The sequence below is a fragment of the Limosilactobacillus avistercoris genome (assembly GCF_014836425.1).
In the GTDB taxonomy this organism is placed as follows: Bacteria; Bacillota; Bacilli; order Lactobacillales; family Lactobacillaceae; genus Limosilactobacillus; species Limosilactobacillus agrestimuris.
This window is the reverse complement of sequence record NZ_JACSQW010000013.1, coordinates 1-16,798: the sequence shown is the minus strand read 5'-3', so window position 1 is coordinate 16,798 and position 16,798 is coordinate 1. Positions and strand designations below refer to the sequence as shown.

Genomic DNA, 16,798 nt, shown 5'->3' with positions numbered 1-16,798 from the left:
GGTAATTATGAAAAAACATTTTAAGCTTTATAAATCAGGAAAGCTTTGGGTTACTGCAGCGGTTGCTGTGTTATCATTTGCAGTTTCAGCTAATTTGAACCAAGCATCTGCTTCCGATAATACTGACGTCACCTCGACTCAAAACGAGTACTTTTTAGGTAATAATGACAAGTCTAATGATTCAAATATAACTACTAACATTAACGGTTATACGAATCAAAATGGTACTTGGAAGAATACTAGTGGCCAAAATGCAAATGGTTGGCAAACCACTGGCAATGATTGGTACCACTTTAATAATGGTAATCAAAATAAAGATTGGCAAAACATTGATAATAACTGGTACTACATGAATCCAGATAACGCCAAGATGGAAACTGGAATTCAAAAGATTAATAATAAAACCTACTACCTAAACGAACAACATGATGGTACGTATGGTGCAATGAAGACTGGTTGGCAGTATGTTGATGGTAACTGGTATGGCTTTAAAGGCGATGGTAGTGCATATACTGGCTGGAACTATCTTCATGGTAATTGGTATTATATGAATCCAGAAACCGCAGTTCTAGAAAGTGGTATTCAGAAGATTAACAATAATTTCTATTACCTGAATGGTAAGGCAGATGGAACACTTGGTGCAATGAAGACTGGTTGGCAGTATGTTGACGGTCATTGGTATAGTTTCAAAGGTGATGGTAGTGCATATCTTGGTTGGCAAAACCTTGATGGTAACACTTATTACTTCAAACCAGAAAATGCGCAAATGGCAACCGGTGATACTTTAATTAGTGGTAATTACTATTACTTCGATCCCGCATCTGGGCATCAATTAAAGGGAATGTTAGTTGATGCTAATACTAAGCTATTAAAGTATTACGATCCAAGTACCGGTATTCGGCAAACTGAACTTACGGTGAATGGTCACACCTATAAGTTCAATCCATTAACTGGAGTGATTGATACTACTACTCTTAATGATGGGTTAAATCAAATCGCTGGTCATGTCTATTATTACAATCGAAGTGCAAACAGCTTTGCCTTTAATAGCTGGCAAAAACTAAATGGTTCTTGGTATCATTTCAACAATGATGGAACAGCTTCTATTGGTTGGTTCAAGTCACCGGCAGGTTTTTGGTACTACTTCAACAATGATGGAGCAAGCCTTCTTGGTTGGCAAAAGCTTAATAATAAGTGGTATCACTTTAATAATACTAATGCTTCAGCGGATACTGGTTGGTTTAAGACTCAAGCAGGCTTCTGGTACTACCTCGATCCAACAAACGCTTGGGCACACACTGGCTGGTATAAGTCAGCGGCAGGTTTCTGGTACTACTTTGATAATAACAATGCTAATGCCTTAACTGGTTGGCAAAAGATTAATAATGCTTGGTATTACTTTGATAATGTTAATGCCTTTGCTTGGACTAATTGGCATCTAATCAATGGTAGTTGGTATTTCTTTGATTTAGTTAATGCTTGGGCTGATACTGGATATCATATTATCAATGGGATTGAGTATTACTTTGATCCGGTTAATGCTAATTTATACCAAAATCGCTGGGTAAATGTTAATGGCTGGACATACCATGCTGATAATAGTGGTCGTTTATGGTTCCCACAATGGTATAGTCAATTTCCAGTTGCTGAGGGATGTTCAGTTTATTCATTAGCAATGCTATTAAGTCCTAAGGAATATATTAATATGGGATATGCATTGAACTTATTACAACCACGTCAATCAGGTAACATTTATACAGGTGCTGGTTTTAGACTAGTTATTCAACCAGATTCTTTAGTAGATCTTGCTCATCACTTTGATTCTTCAGTTCGGAACATTTCAGGAAGCAGTGTTCAGGATATTATTAATATCATTAATTCAGGTCATCCAGTTGAATATTATGGTTACTCCAGATATGAAAATACTTACTGGGCAAGAAACCACTGTAAGGTAATTGTTGGTTATCAAAATGGTTGGTTCCGGATCTTTGATCCTTGTTACAATTACGCTAATCAAGGTTCATTTGGTTGGAATGCATATGATTATGGTGCAAAAGGTTGGATCACAACCGCTCAATTTGCTCGTGAATATGCGGGACAAGCAATTACAGTTGATTAATTCGTTAAGAGATTCTTATCAAGCTGATAGGAATCTCTTATTTTTGTAAATTGTAACAATAATGGGAATAGCTTATAATTACTAGGTTAGATTAAAAATAAAGCAGGAATAATATGAAACAATTAACACGAAAAGAAGTTAAACAATATTTACTAGATATCTTGGTTAATTTTGATCAATTTTGTAAGCAAAATGATTTAATAATGTACTTATGTGCGGGGACATTATTAGGTGCGGTCCGTCACCATGGCTTTATTCCTTGGGATGATGACATTGATGTGTGCATGGACCGTGAAAGCTACAATCGGTTAGTAAGTATTGCAAAGAAAAATCCAGTATTCCATAAATATTATAAGGTGATTGATTTTCAGTTTGGTGATTCGAACTACCCATATATTAAAGTCATTGATTTACGGACAAAGATGAGTCAACAATTTGGTAATGATGTGGCTGACTATTTATGGATTGATGTTTTCCCAATGGATGGGTTACCAGATGATGAAAAACAACAAAAGCAACTTTACAAGAAGATATCAACTATCCGTGAGATTTTAATGTTAAGCTTTGCCAAACCAGGGCAGGGGCGAAGTTTTGCTAAGAAAGTCCTTAAGACACCATTGATCCCACTTGCTAAATTATATGGGCTTAAAAGAGCAAATAATCAATTATCAAAGCTTTCCCAGAGCTATGATTACCATAAGACGGGGCTAATTGGTGATGTCCTTTGGGGAGATTATGGTAAAGAAATTTTAACTGTCGAAGAATATTTTAAATCCAATAAGGTTACCTTTGAGGATTACACATTCGATACCTTTGCTTGTTGGGATAGATATTTAACTGAACTTTATGGTAATGATTACATGGAAATTCCACCAAAAAGTAAACAAGTTAACCATAACCTACAAGCATGGCTTAGATAAGATAATGGAAGGTAAATCATGCAAGCAGTACTAATTATCGCTCATAAAGATATTGATCAGGTTATTGAATTATCCAAAAAACTTAGACCAACATTTAAAGTAATTATTCATTTTGACAAGAAAACACCAGTTTCAGAAGCGCAAAAACAGAAGCTTCAACAATTAGGTGTGGATTATTTTTCAAAAATTAGTGTTAATTGGGGAAGTTGGTCAATTGGGCAAGTTGCAGTTGAATTAATGCATCGGGCAATGCAAGATACAGAAATTGATTATGTCCACTTGATTTCTGGACAAGATTGGCCTTTGAAGCCAGTTGAAGAGATTAAGAATTTTTATGAGGAAAATAATAATATCTATTTACGGTATTATAAAGCTGACGTAAAAAAGGGACGTGACAATGCCCTTAATTGGCAAAAGTTTTACTATAATTACGATAAAATAGATCGTCACTCTTTGTTTGGTAAAGTCTACAATCGTTTAAGCACCTGGGTTCAAAGCTTATTGAGAGTAAATAAGTTAAAAAAATTAGGAATCGATCTTGAAATCTATACAGGAGCTAATTGGTGTGATTTACCGCGTGATGCGGTCGAATATTGTCTGGATTATTTTGATAACCATGAAAATTTCCGTAAGATGTTAAAAACCGGGAGTTTCTCTGATGAATTCTGGGTACAGACAATTATTTGTAATACTCCACAATTTAAATCACGATTGCAGTATGATTACCATCGGTTTATTAAGTGGGAGCATATTCATAATAGCTTTCCTGCAATTTTGGACGAGCGAGACTATGAAGCAATTAAGAAAAGTAATGCAATGTTTGGTAGAAAATTCGAGAGTCCTTATTCAGATAAACTAAGACAATTATTACCTTAAAGTTTGTGGGAGGTTAAAAATGAAAAGAGTTCTGGTTGTTGGGGATTTTATTAGTGGTAGTGGTTTAACGCAGGTTATTTTTAACGTGTTTAGTCGATTTGATCCTATAAAATATAAAATTGATGCCGTAGGTTACGGAACTGATCCTGAAAATTTAACTGACAAAAAATGTGAAAAGTTGGGATGGCAGTTTGAGCGAGTTATCCCGGTTACCAAGAACCCAATTGAACACTGGGAATGGTGGAAAGCTTTCTTTAAAGAGCATCACTATGACATTGTTTACTTTAATTATTCGTCTTCTTGGAATTATCTTCCCGTAATTTATGCTAAACGGTATGGAAAAGTAAAAAAAGTAGTGTGCCATTCGCATAATTCTTATTTTAGTCATGAGTTTTCTAACAGATTATTGATGAAAACTTTAGTGGCAGTTAATAATCATGGAAAAAAAGTATTTAATAAATACTCTGATCAAAAAATTGCTACCTCAAAGGAAGCGGCAAGATGGATGTTTAATGAAGACAATGATGTATTTATTAGTATTAACGGAATTGACATCCCTAAATTCTCTTTTTCAATGGAGAACAGAGAAGACATTCGGAATAAGTTAAATATTGATACTCAGACAAAATTAGTCGGCTTTGTTGGAGTCCTTCAAGACCGCAAAAATCCGCTTTTTGCATTAGAAGTATTTGCAGATTATCACAAGTCAAATCCGAATAGTGTATTTTTGATGCTGGGAAAGGGACCATTAAAAGAGCAAATTAATGAAAAAATTCAGTTACTAGGAATTAGAGATAGTGTTATTCAATACGATTTTATTGCTGATGTTAATCGTTGGTACTCAGCAATGGATGCCTTGCTTTTTCCAAGTATGTATGAAGGATTATCGTTAGTAGCTTTAGAATCACAAATTAGTAATCTGCAAATTTTAGCTTCGGATACTAATGTTGAGGACATATTCGCGACAAGTAATATTAAGAAGATGCATGGGTTGGACGTTGCTAAATGGGCTAGTGAGTTGGAAGGTTCATTAAGCCAGGATAAGAACCGTGATTATCTCGATAGTAATCTGGAGAAATTTAGTGTTGATCGTCAAGCTGAAGATATAGAAAAGTTGATGTAAGGAAAAGTTCCGTTACATCAACTTTTTAATATATTTTCTTAATAATATCATCTAGTTTAGCGAAATAATTATCATTATAGAATTCATTAATACTATTTTGAGTTTTCTTTTTGTCTTTAATATCTTTAATTTTACTAATTATTTTAGTGAGTTTATCAATATTGCCTGGTTCATAGGAAAAACCATTAATCCCGTCTTTAACAACATCGTCGTAACCGTCAAATTGACTAGAAATAACTGGTATACCACGAGAAATTGACTCTAAGAAAACCATTGGTAAACCTTCAAAGTTGGAAGTTAAAATTGTTCCATCGATGTTCTTATCTTCAAGATAATGCCACGGATCTTTTTGCCAGCCAGCCCAAGTAACTTTTGAAGTAATTTGATTTTTGTCGATATAGTTCTTACATTTTGCTACTTCTTCTTTTGAACCATTACCAATAATGAATAGGCTAGTATTAGAAGAATTTTTCAAACCGTCAAAAAGTTCTTTCAGATTTTTTTGGCCCTTAAAAGAGATACGACCAATATAGGCAATATTAACCCCATTATGTTGCTGGGAGTGCCAAATATGTTCTTGCTTGATAGGATTATAAATCACCGCGACATTTTTTTCTGACACTCCTAAACTTACTAATTGTTTCTTAATTTTATTACTGATTGCTAAATGATAGTCTGCATATGTGATGTCATGCGGATTGAAAAGATCTTGATCAACTAGAGAAAAGTGAATCCAGGAAATTATTTTAAAATTTGATAACTTCGCTTTCCGAAGTAGTGAAGAAAGTTTAATAAATGATGGGCTAAGTGAAATAAGAAGGTCATTTTTCTTAATAGAAAAAGCTTCTTGTGTGAAAGAGAGTAGCTCCGAAAATTTACCTGAATAATTTATCGTTTTAACTTTTACATTAGAATTTAACTTACTTAACCAATAATCATTATCGGGAGTTCCGAAAATAACTAGTTCGACAGAGTTACTTTTAGCAAAATGATTGAGTACTGGGACTAACACGGTTTCAGTCCCACCATTTCCAGAGAGGTGAGATGCAACAAATTTAATCATTGGTACTTTCCTTCCATGACGTTTTAATGATTTAACTATACACCAGACATAAAGAACAGTAAATTTACTTTTAGCAATGATTGTGGATAGTTATTAGTAGTGGTAAAATAATTTTGTTCAATTTTATATAAAAGGATAGAATATATGAACAAGCAATTACTAGATTTATTCAAATTAAAATTAAAAAAGCCTCAAATAACTCAAAGAGACTTGGCAAGTCAGCTGAATATCTCTTTAGGCAAGGTTAATCAATTATTAGATCAATTAAAGCAGAATAATCTCTTTAATGAAGAACTATCTCTAACGATTAAGGGAAAAAAGTACATTAAAAATCACTATCCTCAACAGGCAGTCATTTTAGCTGCTGGCTTTGGGATGCGGATGGTTCCCATTAATACTGAGGAGCCTAAAGGATTGCTAGAAATTAATGGAGAACCATTAATTGAGCGCCTGATCAAGCAGCTTCAAGCTAAAGGGATCAAGCGGATTAAAATTGTTGTTGGCTTTATGAAAGAACATTATGAATACTTGATCGATCAATATGGGATTGAATTAATAGTTAATACTAAATATGGTGAATGGAATAACCTGTATTCATTGTATCTGGCCAAGGATTATTTAGAAAATAGTTATATTGTCCCGTGTGATCTTTGGTTTAAGAACAATCCGTTTTCAGAACTTGAAGATCAAGCATGGTATATGTTTAGTCGACAAACTAATTCGGATTCAAACTGGCAAGTAACCAATCGGGGAAACATTAAGCCGGTTAATCAAGATGGTAATCGAATGGTTGGCCTTGCATATCTGAATAATGAGTTAGGAAAACAATTAAAACAACGATTAATTGAACGGGTAGAATCTTGTGACGGGCTTAATCAGTTTTGGGAATCAACGCTAGACTTTCATGGCTCGGTGATTGATGCCAATTTGGTTGATGAGCATGAGTATGCCGAAATCAACTCTTATGAAGAATTGCGTGATCTTGATGGTAATTCCAACCATTTAAAAAATGACGCAATTGATGTAATTGAACAGACGCTAAACGTTCCTGGAGAAGCAATTAATCAGATCCACGTCTTGAAGAAAGGGATGACTAATCGTTCCTTCATCTTTTCTTGTCAGGGAAAACGATACATTATGCGGATCCCTGGAGCAGGAACTGGTCAATTAATTAATCGTCACCAAGAATACGATGTTTATCAAAGGATTAAAGGATTACCTTATGTAGAACGGACCTTGTATTTAAATCCCCAGAACGGCTATAAACTAACTGAGTTTATTGAAAACTCCCGAAATTGTGATCCTAATAGTTGGGATGATGTTCAACAATGCATGCACCTATTGAAACAAATGCATCAGGAGAACTTAAAAGTTGATCATCAATTTGATTTAGCTGGTCAAATTAATAAGTATGAGCAGTTACGCAGTGTTCCTTCTGCTTATCGTGATTACGGTAAAGTTAAGCAACAAGTAGAAAAGCTCTTGCAATATGTGGATAGCTTAGATAAAGAGTGGACGTTATGTCATATTGACGCGAATGCCGATAATTTTGTGTTTGATCAACAGGGGAATATTTTCTTAATTGATTGGGAATATGCTGGAATGCAGGATCCCCATGTTGATATTGCCATGTTTGCAATTTACTCAATGTACGATCAATCGCAGATCGATTACTTAATTGGCTTGTATTTTGAACATCCGGTTAGTGAGGATATTCGATATAAGATTTACGCTTATGTTGCTATATGTGGTCTGCTTTGGAGTAATTGGTGCGAATACAAGCAGTCATTAGGCTTAGACTTTGGTGAATACTCATTAGCTCAGTATCGGTACGCAAAAGAGTACAGTCAAAAGGTGCTTCGGTACTTGGAAAGGAAATAAGATGGCAGAAATAGAAAACGCAATTATTATGGCAGCGGGCTTAGGCACCCGGATGCGTCCGTTAACCTATAAAACACCTAAACCGCTAATTAGGGTTGCGGGGAAGCCAATGGTCGAATCAGTAATTGAAGGACTGCACCAAAATGGAATTTATGATATTTCAATTGTTGTCGGTTATTTAGCCAAGCAATTTAATTATCTGGGAGAAAAGTATCCAGGTGTGAAGCTGATTAATAATCCGTACTATAACCAGTACAATAATATCTCATCATTGTATGTGGCTCGTAATGAATTAAAAAACACGGTAATCCTCGATGGCGATCAGTTAGTAATGAATCCAAAATTATTAAAGAGGGAGTTTACCCATTCTGGATATGCTGGAGCAAAGATTGATCAGTTTACTGATGAATGGATTATGCATCCCGATCAAAATGGTAAGATCTTACAATGCGACCGTTCAGGAAATGATCATGGTTGGCGCTTATATAGCCTATCAAAATGGCAAGCGGAAGATAGTCTGCGTCTGAAAGGCTACTTAGAAGCAGAGTTTGAACATGCTCATCATTATGATATTTACTGGGATGATATTGCTATGTTTGATTACTTTGATGAGTTTTCGTTATATGTAATGCCAATTGCGGCTAATGATATTATCGAAATTGATAGTGTCGACCAATTGAAACAGGTTGATCAGCGGCTGACAAAGAGAGGATAGGATCGTGAAAAAGTATAAACAAATTGACTGGTCCTTAGTTACTATTCCGATTATTGTTGTTTTTGGCCTGAGTTTTTTATTAGAACGCTTCCCCAAAAATTCACAACTCATTTTGGAAGGCATTCGGTCATTCCTAAATAATCAATTATCGTTTCTCTATATTTTGGTGGGATTGTTCTTTTTTATCAGTACGCTGTACGCTGCTTTTTCAAGGATTGGCCGAATCAAGCTCGGTGATTCAACAGACAAATCTGAATATTCAAACCTTTGCTGGGGAGTCATGATTTTTACTTCGACCATGTCAGCTGATATTATCTTTTACGCCTTATGTGAATGGTTAATGTATTCCAGTGAGCCGTTTATCAAGCAAAAAGGGACAACGATGGAATGGTCGTTAACTTATTCGTTATTTCATTGGGGCCCGATTGCCTGGTCATTTTATTTAATGTTGGCGGTGGCATTTGCCTATATGCTATATGTGACCAAAAACAAACGACAGAAATTTTCAGAAGCCTGTCGACCATTACTGGGTAAATATACTGATGGCATAGCGGGAAAATTGATTGATCTGATTGCGATCTTTGCTTTGATCGCAGGAACAGCGACAACTTTCTCGATGTCGATGCCTTTATTGTCACAAACGGTTGGTGTCCTTTTTAGGATCCATCAGGTCAAACAACTATCGATTATTTTAATTTGCGTGGTTGTTTCAATTTATTTGATTGCTTCAGTAATTGGAATGAAAGCAATTTCGCGGTTAAGTACGATTTGTTATGTCTTCTTTATTGGTTTATTACTCTATGTTTTACTTTTCAGCGGTTCTTTTAGTTACATTGTCGATGCCGGTGTCCAGGCAGTAGGTAATTTAACCCAAAATTTCATTGGGATGGCGACGACAACTCATAGCCATAGTTTTACCCAAAACTGGACAATCTACTACTGGTCATATTGGATTGTTTGGTGTGTGGCCACGCCATTTTTTATTGGTAGTATTAGTCGGGGACGGACAATTAAGGATGTCATTTTACGCGGTTATGTTTGGGGACTAGGTGGAACCTTTTGTGCTTTCATTGTGTTAAGTAGTTTTGGGATGTCGCGGCAAGTTAAAGGGTTAATCAACGCTACCCAATTAATATCAGATGGTCAAAACTACTCCCAAGTAGCTATTAAGCTAATGGAAACTTTGCCCCAGTATCGCATTGCCTTGGTTCTTTTGGCTTTAGCAATGATTGGCTTGTATTCGACAGTGTTTGATTCCATTACTATGGTTATCTCTAAATATTCGTATAAACAGCTGGCAATTGAGGAAGAACCTAGTAAAGCAATTCGAGGCTTTTGGGCGGTGATATTCATGGTATTACCAATGGCGCTATTAATCAGTAATAGTAATATGGATAATATTCAATCGGTAGCAATTATTGCAGCACTACCAACAATGATTGTGATGATTATGATTGTGGTTGGGTTTTATAGGGAGAGTAGGAATCATGCTTAGGGAAGAAAACATGGGAAAAACAAGACAAATAAGAATTGGGACGTTGCTTATAGTTTTAATGATGTTTTATATATATTCAGCTGAATGTCAATTTAATGGAGGGGTAAAGTTATTTGGCGACGGGATCTTTCATGTTCAGCGTATTCTTGAAATTCGTAATGCTTTTTTACACTTACAGATGCCTAGTTGGGTAAATTTTTCTACCTTTTTTGAAATAGGACAAGCAGTTAATGGGATGTATCCAGACATTACCCTATGGCCTTTGGTACTCATAACTATTTTCTTATCTCCACAACATCAAGTTGTAGCGATTAGTTTCTTGATATTTTTCCTTACATTAATTGTTACTTGGCTTTGCTTGAGTATCAGGACAAATAATATTGAAATGTCATTTTACCTTGCTACGATCTACACCTTTTCAGGATATACTTTGTATCAATTCTTAAATGAAATTCAACCTAGTGCTGCAATAATAAATATTTTTGTCTTTCCAATTTTCTTTGTTAGTAAAGAACTATTAGGTTCAAAGAAAATTGACATTACCTTAATTTGTAAGTTCTCACTCTGTATTATTCTTATAGGATTTTCACATTTACTTAGTTTAATAGTATATGGCTTTCTTTTAGGAAGTGTTGTTTTATTTCGGATTTTTCAAAAGAAAATTAGTATATCTTTTTTTGTTAATGCTTTCTTAAGCTTTCCGTTAGTCTTAGTTGGGATGTCCCCAATTATATATCGTGTTTTGAAAATATCTAGTTCGGGTATATTAGAACCTTTTGGTAAGGGACATATAAAAGCCGCCACTTTACCGAAAATGCTAAATTTTATTTCATGGTGGTCGCGGGAACAACTATCTATCGCTGCATTGGTACTATTAATAGTTGTATATTGCTTTTTTAATTCGAATATGAAAAGTAAATTAATTAGATTGTCGATCCTAGAAGGATACATGTTTATCCTTTGTTTAAAGATTTTTCCATGGAAAGCATTTAATCATGTTCCATTAATTAACAATTTACAGTATACTCCGTGGCGGTTTGGAATATGGCTTTCAGTAATTCCAATTATTATGTTTGCTGATAATTTTAAGGACTATCAGCAATTTATTGGAATTAAAATTAGTCATATTTTGGCACTTTTATCAGTAATTTTGAGTATTTCTGCACAGTCTTATTTAATAAGTGGTCAAGTTTTAAGGTTAAATAATGATGTTATTGCACAGATAATGGCCACTACTCCTATAGCTTCAGAGCAAAAAAAGACTATTATGGCTATGGGAGAACATCCAGACTACTTTCCTAAGGTAGAGAATGTAAAGAATAGAAAATACGAATTATTGCCATCTAGATTGGATCAAATATGGAATCAAAAGATTAAAGTAGAAAATAAATCATATGACTTTGTAGAAAAGATAGGTGAGCAAAATCTAAGTTTTTATGTAAAAAACATAAAAAGACAAAAAGGGGTAAATATTGAATTACCTATTTTGGGTTATCGAAGCTTAGATTATCATATTGCTTTGAATAATAAAAAAGTGCAATATAAGGTTAATAAACAAGGGAATATGGTAATTAATAATGCAGATATTAAGATGAATTCTATGAAAATAGATATACGATTTATAATGCCTAGGGTATATAAGATCCTCCTTATTATTTCGTTTATATCAATATTATTTATGTTAATACCAGTTATTAGAAGTTACAGGAGAGAATAATTGAAAGCAAAAAGTCGTAATTCGAGTATTGAATTGCTCAGAATATTAAGTATGTTTGCGATCGTACTTCATCACTATGCATTAAAAGGAACTTTTGATTGGAATCCTTACAATCCTAAATACTCAGGTGCAATTAAAGTTAACTTGTTCCTTCATTATTTTGGAAAACTAGGCGTAGTACTTTTTGTTATGATTGGAGCATACTTTTTATGTGAAAAGCAGTTTAATTTTAGACGTCCAATAAATTTGATCATTACTACAGCATTTTATAGTTTTGGATTATATTTGGTATTTAAGCTATTTGATCCAACCGGAATATGGGGAACTGATAGTGTAGTTAGAGTATTGCTGCCATTTCCCTTGCCAAGTGGATATTGGTTTGTGTATTCGTATATTGTAATGCTTTTTGCAATGCCGTTTTTGAACATCATCATAAGAAACTTAACCAGACAAAAATTATTATTACTAATAATTGGATTGATTTTATTGTGGTCGTTTCTTTCAATTGGCCTACAAATATTTGATGATAAGCCTGATACATTTGTTGACAGTTTTGGATATACGCCAACTACGTATTTCTTTTTAATATACTTTGTCAGTGCTTATATTAGAAAATATAGTGGAAAGATTTTAAATTCCAAAGGCTATACAATGATTGGTGCGATAATATGCGTATTGATAGCAATACTTTTGTCAACTTTAGCAATTAATGAGAAGCTTTTTAATGGAATTGCTGACTTATTTGATGTAAATAGCCCTCTTGTTCTACTTACGTCTATATTTATATTTTCTTATTTTAAGAACAGCCATTTTAATAGTAGGATAATCAATTACATTGCTGGTTCAATGTTCGGTGTTTATTTGATTCATGAGGACTCGTTTGTTAGGCCATTCATTTGGCAAAATATTTTTTCATCGAATTTGTATGCGGGATCAGGTACTCAATATTTCTTATTTGGATTACTCTGTACGTCTATTGTGTTTATAATTACCGTTTTAATTGATATTATGACTAGAAGAATCATCTTTAATAATTTGCTCAATTCAATTACTAGAATAGTAAGCAATTTTTTAGAGAAATGTACAAAAATATAGGTGATTAATAAATGAACTTAGAAAATAGTAAATATAATATATTAACCTTTTTAGGGTTATGCATGATGGCATTTATTTGTTCCCTAATTGCTGTAAATGGTCATATATGATGGAATGGTACATTTAGGAAGATTTGAACAGATATATGAATCATTAAAAGTAGGGAAAGTACCTAGTGAAATTTCCTTTATTGGACCAGGACATAATTTAAATGCATTAATGAGCTGTTATCCATGGTTAACTAGTATCATTTTTATTTTTCCTAGATTCTTATTTCATAATATTGTTGTAAGCTTTTTGTTAGGCTTTTTCTTTATTAATCTTGTAACTTGTTTAAATATGTACTTATTAGCAAGTAAGATATCTTCTAATAAACTAGTGAATTTCTCAGCTTCTTGTATATATATATTTAACTCTTATCACTTGATTTTACTATATGCAAGAATGGCATTTGGAGAGGTACTTGCATATGCATTCCTTCCACTTGCTGTTGCAGGTTACTTATGTATTTTAAAAAATAATAAAAGGAAGGGAATACTTTTACTTGCAATTGGAATGAGTGGAATTGCAAATAGTCATTTTATTTCTTTAGCGTTAACATCTTTTTTGGTTGTAATTGTTACTATTTATTTAATGATTATCAAAAAAATAGAGCGAAGGCAAATAAGATGGATAGCTGTGACAGCATTTTTTCTATAATTTTATCAATGTATTCAATTTATAGCTTTTTGCATATAAGGTTATTTAATTCTATTGTGATGCCATATAAGAGTTTAGTTAATGTTGAACAGGGCTTAGCGTTTGGAGCAATGTTTAAATTAATTATCACAATGTTATCAACAACTTGGAATGTTGGGATAATAACAATATTGATTTTTGTTTGGGTGATAGTTCAAGCATTTAGGAAGAAAATTCCATACTTACGATCATTAGTTATTTTCTCAGTAGTGGTTTACGTATTAGTTATTTTCCCAGTTAATAGGTTAAATAATAAAGAAGAATTAATAAGGTATTTTGGCTTTATCCAATTTCAAGGAAGAATTTTATTTTTTTTTGTATTGAGTGTGCTCTTGGCATTTATTTTGTGTGCAAAGAATATAAATAGTGTTACTTCTAAAACAATATATTTCAGTATGAATATATTCTTAGTTATATTTGCAGCTATAGGAATTATTAACTTAGAAACAAACCGTCAACCTGAATTGTATAGTGATAGATCCGGTATTGATTTTACTTTAAGTAATAATAGTTTCAATAGAAATGTATATAATTCTCCCATTATATCGTTTGAAGACTATCTTCCGGGAAGAGGAACGCAAAGTAGTGATTCACAAATAGGCAAAATATATAAATTAGGAGACAGCAATACTAAATTACAATGGAAAAAGTCAAATTATAATTCCACAATTTTTAAATTATCAGCCAAGCAGACAAAGAAATCTAAGCTAAATTTAGCGTTTTATAAGAAAATAAATTATAAGATTTTTATAAATGGTAAGAGAGTGAGGAATCTTTCTAATAGAAGATTTTTACTATTAGTTCATGAAGGAAACTCAAAATTAAAAGTTGAATCCAATCCTAGCCTATTAACTATTTCTATTTTCTGTATAACAGTTATTGCCAATGTTATAGTATATGCTTATGTCTTTACAAGAGTAATTAATGTAATTAGGATTCCCTACAAGAAATATTGATTTTTGGTAATAATTATAAAAAATAGTAGATATGAAATTTGAAGTGTAAGATAAAATTAAACTACTAAGACTTAAGGTATAACTTCGGTATCCAACTGAGGTTGTGCTTTTTGCTTTTGTGATTGTTGTAAGTCAATTCAGAATATATTAAACTAATATAGTTATTGCGCAAAATAAATTATTTAATGAAAGGAAAATAAAATGTCACCAAAACAACTTGCTGAAGCAGTTAATAAGCGGCGGACATTCGCCATTATTTCACACCCGGACGCGGGTAAAACGACAATTACTGAACAACTCTTACTTTTTGGTGGGGTTGTTCGTGAAGCGGGAACTGTTAAAGCCCGGAAGACTGGTAATTTTGCTAAGTCTGACTGGATGGAAATCGAAAAGAAGCGGGGAATTTCCGTTACTTCATCTGTTATGCAGTTTGATTTCCAAGGAAAGCGAATTAATATCCTTGATACTCCAGGGCACGAAGACTTTTCTGAAGATACTTATCGGACTTTAATGGCAGTTGACTCTGCAGTGATGGTTATCGACTCTGCTAAGGGGATTGAGCCACAAACAAAGAAGCTTTTCCAAATTTGTAAGATGCGAGGAATTCCAATTTTCACCTTTATGAATAAGTTTGACCGGGATGCCCGTGATCCATTGGACTTGTTAAACGAGGTTGAAGAGACTTTAGGAATCGAAACCTACCCAATTAACTGGCCAATCGGTTCTGGACGGCAATTTAAGGGGATTTATGATCGCTTTAATCGACGGGTAGCTTTAACGCACCCTGAAGATCCGGAAAATCCTTACTTGCCACTTGATGAAGATGGCAATGTTAAGGGAGATAACCCGCTTGAGGGCGATGGCGAATGGCAAGATGCTCTTGATGGAATGGAACTAGTTGATGTTGCCGGAAACCAACTTGACCGAGAAAAGATCGCTGCTGGTGACCAAACTCCAGTCTTCTTTGGTTCAGCATTGACTAACTTTGGGGTACAAACTTTCTTGGAAACCTATCTCAAGTTTGCTCCAGCGCCAAGTGCCCACCATACAGAGAATGATGGGGATGTTAAACCACTTGATCCTGAATTTTCTGGCTTTGTCTTTAAGATTCAGGCAAATATGAACCCCCGTCACCGTGATCGAATTGCCTTTGTACGGATTTGTTCTGGAGAATTTGATCGGGGGATGGATGTTACTCTTGAGCGAACTAAGAAGCCAATTCGTTTGTCTAACGTGACTGAATTTATGGCAGATACCCGGGAAAACGTTGAAAATGCCGTAGCGGGAGATATCATTGGCCTTTATGATACCGGTAACTTCCAAATTGGTGACTCGATCTATACTGGCAAAAAAGATATTAAGTTTGAGAAGCTTCCACAATTTACTCCTGAATTATTTATGCGAGTAACGGCAAAGAACGTGATGAAGCAAAAGTCCTTCCATAAGGGGATTAACCAGTTAGTTCAGGAAGGGGCAGTTCAGTTATTCCGTTCGTATACTTCAGGTGATTACATTCTTGGTGCCGTTGGTCAACTGCAGTTTGAAGTCTTCAAATTCCGGATGCAAAATGAATATAACTCTGAAGTGGTGATGGAACCAATGGGTAATAAGACAGCTCGCTGGATTGATCCCGATCAACTTGACGAAAAGATGTCTTCATCACGGAATATCTTGGTTAAAGATATTCATGATCAACCATTATTCTTGTTTGAAAACCAATTTGCGGAGAACTGGTTTAAGCAGAAGTATCCGGATGTGAAGTTGACAAGTAAGTTGTAAAAAATCAAGGTTGAACAATGAGATTAAAAGAGAAGAAGACTGAACAAATTTTAGCTATAGTTGGGATAATGATATTTACTTTAATAATGATTATTCCATTTCTAAAAGCTGGTCAATTAGGAGTTCATTCTGATTGGAGCTATCATTCAGCACGAGTACAACAAATCTATTTGAATTTGAAAAGGGGACAATTCCTTACTTATATTGCTACAGATACTTTTAGTAAAGTTGGTAATGCTAATTTTGTAGAGGGCGGCTGTAAAATGTAGGAAATCGGCGGTTTAAAATTGTCGGTTTTCCTGCATTTTTTGTATACTCACT

At 34.1% G+C, this 16,798-nt stretch carries 14 protein-coding genes; 13 read left to right on the top strand and 1 reads right to left on the bottom strand.

Annotated features, from left to right (window positions below):
* The first annotated feature begins 7 nt into the window (after nt 1–7).
* From H9564_RS05735 to H9564_RS05720, 4 genes are all read left to right on the top strand, one after another.
* Nucleotides 8–2,119 carry a KxYKxGKxW signal peptide domain-containing protein gene (locus tag H9564_RS05735; RefSeq protein ID WP_191684546.1) on the top strand — a complete coding sequence of 704 codons (2,112 nt, stop codon included), beginning with the start codon at nt 8–10 and terminating at the stop codon, nt 2,117–2,119.
* Nucleotides 2,120–2,232: 113 nt separating this feature from the next.
* Nucleotides 2,233–3,039 carry a LicD family protein gene (locus H9564_RS05730; protein ID WP_191684545.1) on the top strand — a complete coding sequence of 269 codons (807 nt, stop codon included), beginning with the start codon at nt 2,233–2,235 and terminating at the stop codon, nt 3,037–3,039.
* An 18-nt stretch (nt 3,040–3,057) separates the two neighbouring features.
* Nucleotides 3,058–3,915: a beta-1,6-N-acetylglucosaminyltransferase gene (locus tag H9564_RS05725; RefSeq protein ID WP_191684544.1), complete on the top strand. Its 858-nt coding sequence runs from the start codon at nt 3,058–3,060 to the stop codon at nt 3,913–3,915.
* 19 nt (nt 3,916–3,934) lie between these two features.
* Nucleotides 3,935–5,038: a glycosyltransferase gene (locus tag H9564_RS05720; protein ID WP_191684543.1), complete on the top strand. Its 1,104-nt coding sequence runs from the start codon at nt 3,935–3,937 to the stop codon at nt 5,036–5,038.
* Between the two features lie 25 nt (nt 5,039–5,063).
* On the opposite strand, the gene H9564_RS05715 is transcribed toward H9564_RS05720, so the two are convergent.
* The gene (locus H9564_RS05715; protein ID WP_191684542.1) at nt 5,064–6,101 is read right to left on the bottom strand and encodes a glycosyltransferase; all 1,038 of its coding nucleotides are present in this window, start codon (nt 6,099–6,101) and stop codon (nt 5,064–5,066) included.
* Nucleotides 6,102–6,245: 144 nt separating this feature from the next.
* Between H9564_RS05715 and H9564_RS05710 the strand changes: the two genes are divergently transcribed.
* The 9 genes from H9564_RS05710 to H9564_RS05670 all read left to right on the top strand — a co-directional run bounded on the left by H9564_RS05710 (nt 6,246) and on the right by H9564_RS05670 (nt 16,746).
* A complete protein-coding gene (locus tag H9564_RS05710; protein ID WP_191684541.1) occupies nt 6,246–7,982 on the top strand; it encodes a phosphotransferase in 1,737 nt (578 codons plus the stop codon).
* 1 nt (nt 7,983) lies between these two features.
* Nucleotides 7,984–8,697: an NTP transferase domain-containing protein gene (locus H9564_RS05705; protein ID WP_191684540.1), complete on the top strand. Its 714-nt coding sequence runs from the start codon at nt 7,984–7,986 to the stop codon at nt 8,695–8,697.
* A gap of 4 nt (nt 8,698–8,701) precedes the next feature.
* Nucleotides 8,702–10,192 (top strand): BCCT family transporter, encoded by a 1,491-nt coding sequence (locus H9564_RS05700; RefSeq protein WP_191684539.1) that lies wholly within the window; start codon nt 8,702–8,704, stop codon nt 10,190–10,192.
* A complete protein-coding gene (locus tag H9564_RS05695; protein ID WP_191684538.1) occupies nt 10,185–11,909 on the top strand; it encodes a glycosyltransferase family protein in 1,725 nt (574 codons plus the stop codon). Before H9564_RS05700 ends, H9564_RS05695 begins: the two co-directional genes overlap by 8 nt.
* Nucleotides 11,910–13,004: an acyltransferase family protein gene (locus H9564_RS05690; RefSeq protein ID WP_191684537.1), complete on the top strand. Its 1,095-nt coding sequence runs from the start codon at nt 11,910–11,912 to the stop codon at nt 13,002–13,004.
* A gap of 114 nt (nt 13,005–13,118) precedes the next feature.
* The gene (locus H9564_RS05685; protein WP_191684536.1) at nt 13,119–13,703 is read left to right on the top strand and encodes a glycosyltransferase family protein; all 585 of its coding nucleotides are present in this window, start codon (nt 13,119–13,121) and stop codon (nt 13,701–13,703) included.
* Nucleotides 13,673–14,698, top strand: a complete 1,026-nt coding sequence (locus H9564_RS05680; RefSeq protein ID WP_191684535.1) for a hypothetical protein — start codon at nt 13,673–13,675, stop codon at nt 14,696–14,698. The genes H9564_RS05685 and H9564_RS05680 overlap by 31 nt, the downstream gene beginning before the upstream one ends.
* A gap of 201 nt (nt 14,699–14,899) precedes the next feature.
* A complete protein-coding gene (locus H9564_RS05675; protein ID WP_191684534.1) occupies nt 14,900–16,477 on the top strand; it encodes a peptide chain release factor 3 in 1,578 nt (525 codons plus the stop codon).
* Nucleotides 16,478–16,494: 17 nt separating this feature from the next.
* On the top strand, nt 16,495–16,746 hold the full coding sequence (locus H9564_RS05670; protein ID WP_191684533.1) for a hypothetical protein: 252 nt from the start codon (nt 16,495–16,497) through the stop codon (nt 16,744–16,746).
* The last annotated feature ends 52 nt before the right edge of the window (nt 16,747–16,798 follow it).

Bases quoted from the DNA above. Each gene is read 5' to 3' on its own strand.
- H9564_RS05735 (WP_191684546.1), top strand. From the start codon at position 8: ATGAAAAAACATTTTAAGCTTTATAAATCAGGAAAGCTTTGGGTTACT.
- H9564_RS05730 (WP_191684545.1), top strand. From the start codon at position 2,233: ATGAAACAATTAACACGAAAAGAAGTTAAACAATATTTACTAGATATC.
- H9564_RS05725 (WP_191684544.1), top strand. From the start codon at position 3,058: ATGCAAGCAGTACTAATTATCGCTCATAAAGATATTGATCAGGTTATT.
- H9564_RS05720 (WP_191684543.1), top strand. From the start codon at position 3,935: ATGAAAAGAGTTCTGGTTGTTGGGGATTTTATTAGTGGTAGTGGTTTA.
- H9564_RS05715 (WP_191684542.1), bottom strand. From the start codon at position 6,101: ATGATTAAATTTGTTGCATCTCACCTCTCTGGAAATGGTGGGACTGAA.
- H9564_RS05710 (WP_191684541.1), top strand. From the start codon at position 6,246: ATGAACAAGCAATTACTAGATTTATTCAAATTAAAATTAAAAAAGCCT.
- H9564_RS05705 (WP_191684540.1), top strand. From the start codon at position 7,984: ATGGCAGAAATAGAAAACGCAATTATTATGGCAGCGGGCTTAGGCACC.
- H9564_RS05695 (WP_191684538.1), top strand. From the start codon at position 10,185: ATGCTTAGGGAAGAAAACATGGGAAAAACAAGACAAATAAGAATTGGG.
- H9564_RS05685 (WP_191684536.1), top strand. From the start codon at position 13,119: ATGGTACATTTAGGAAGATTTGAACAGATATATGAATCATTAAAAGTA.
- H9564_RS05680 (WP_191684535.1), top strand. From the start codon at position 13,673: ATGGATAGCTGTGACAGCATTTTTTCTATAATTTTATCAATGTATTCA.
- H9564_RS05675 (WP_191684534.1), top strand. From the start codon at position 14,900: ATGTCACCAAAACAACTTGCTGAAGCAGTTAATAAGCGGCGGACATTC.
- H9564_RS05670 (WP_191684533.1), top strand. From the start codon at position 16,495: ATGAGATTAAAAGAGAAGAAGACTGAACAAATTTTAGCTATAGTTGGG.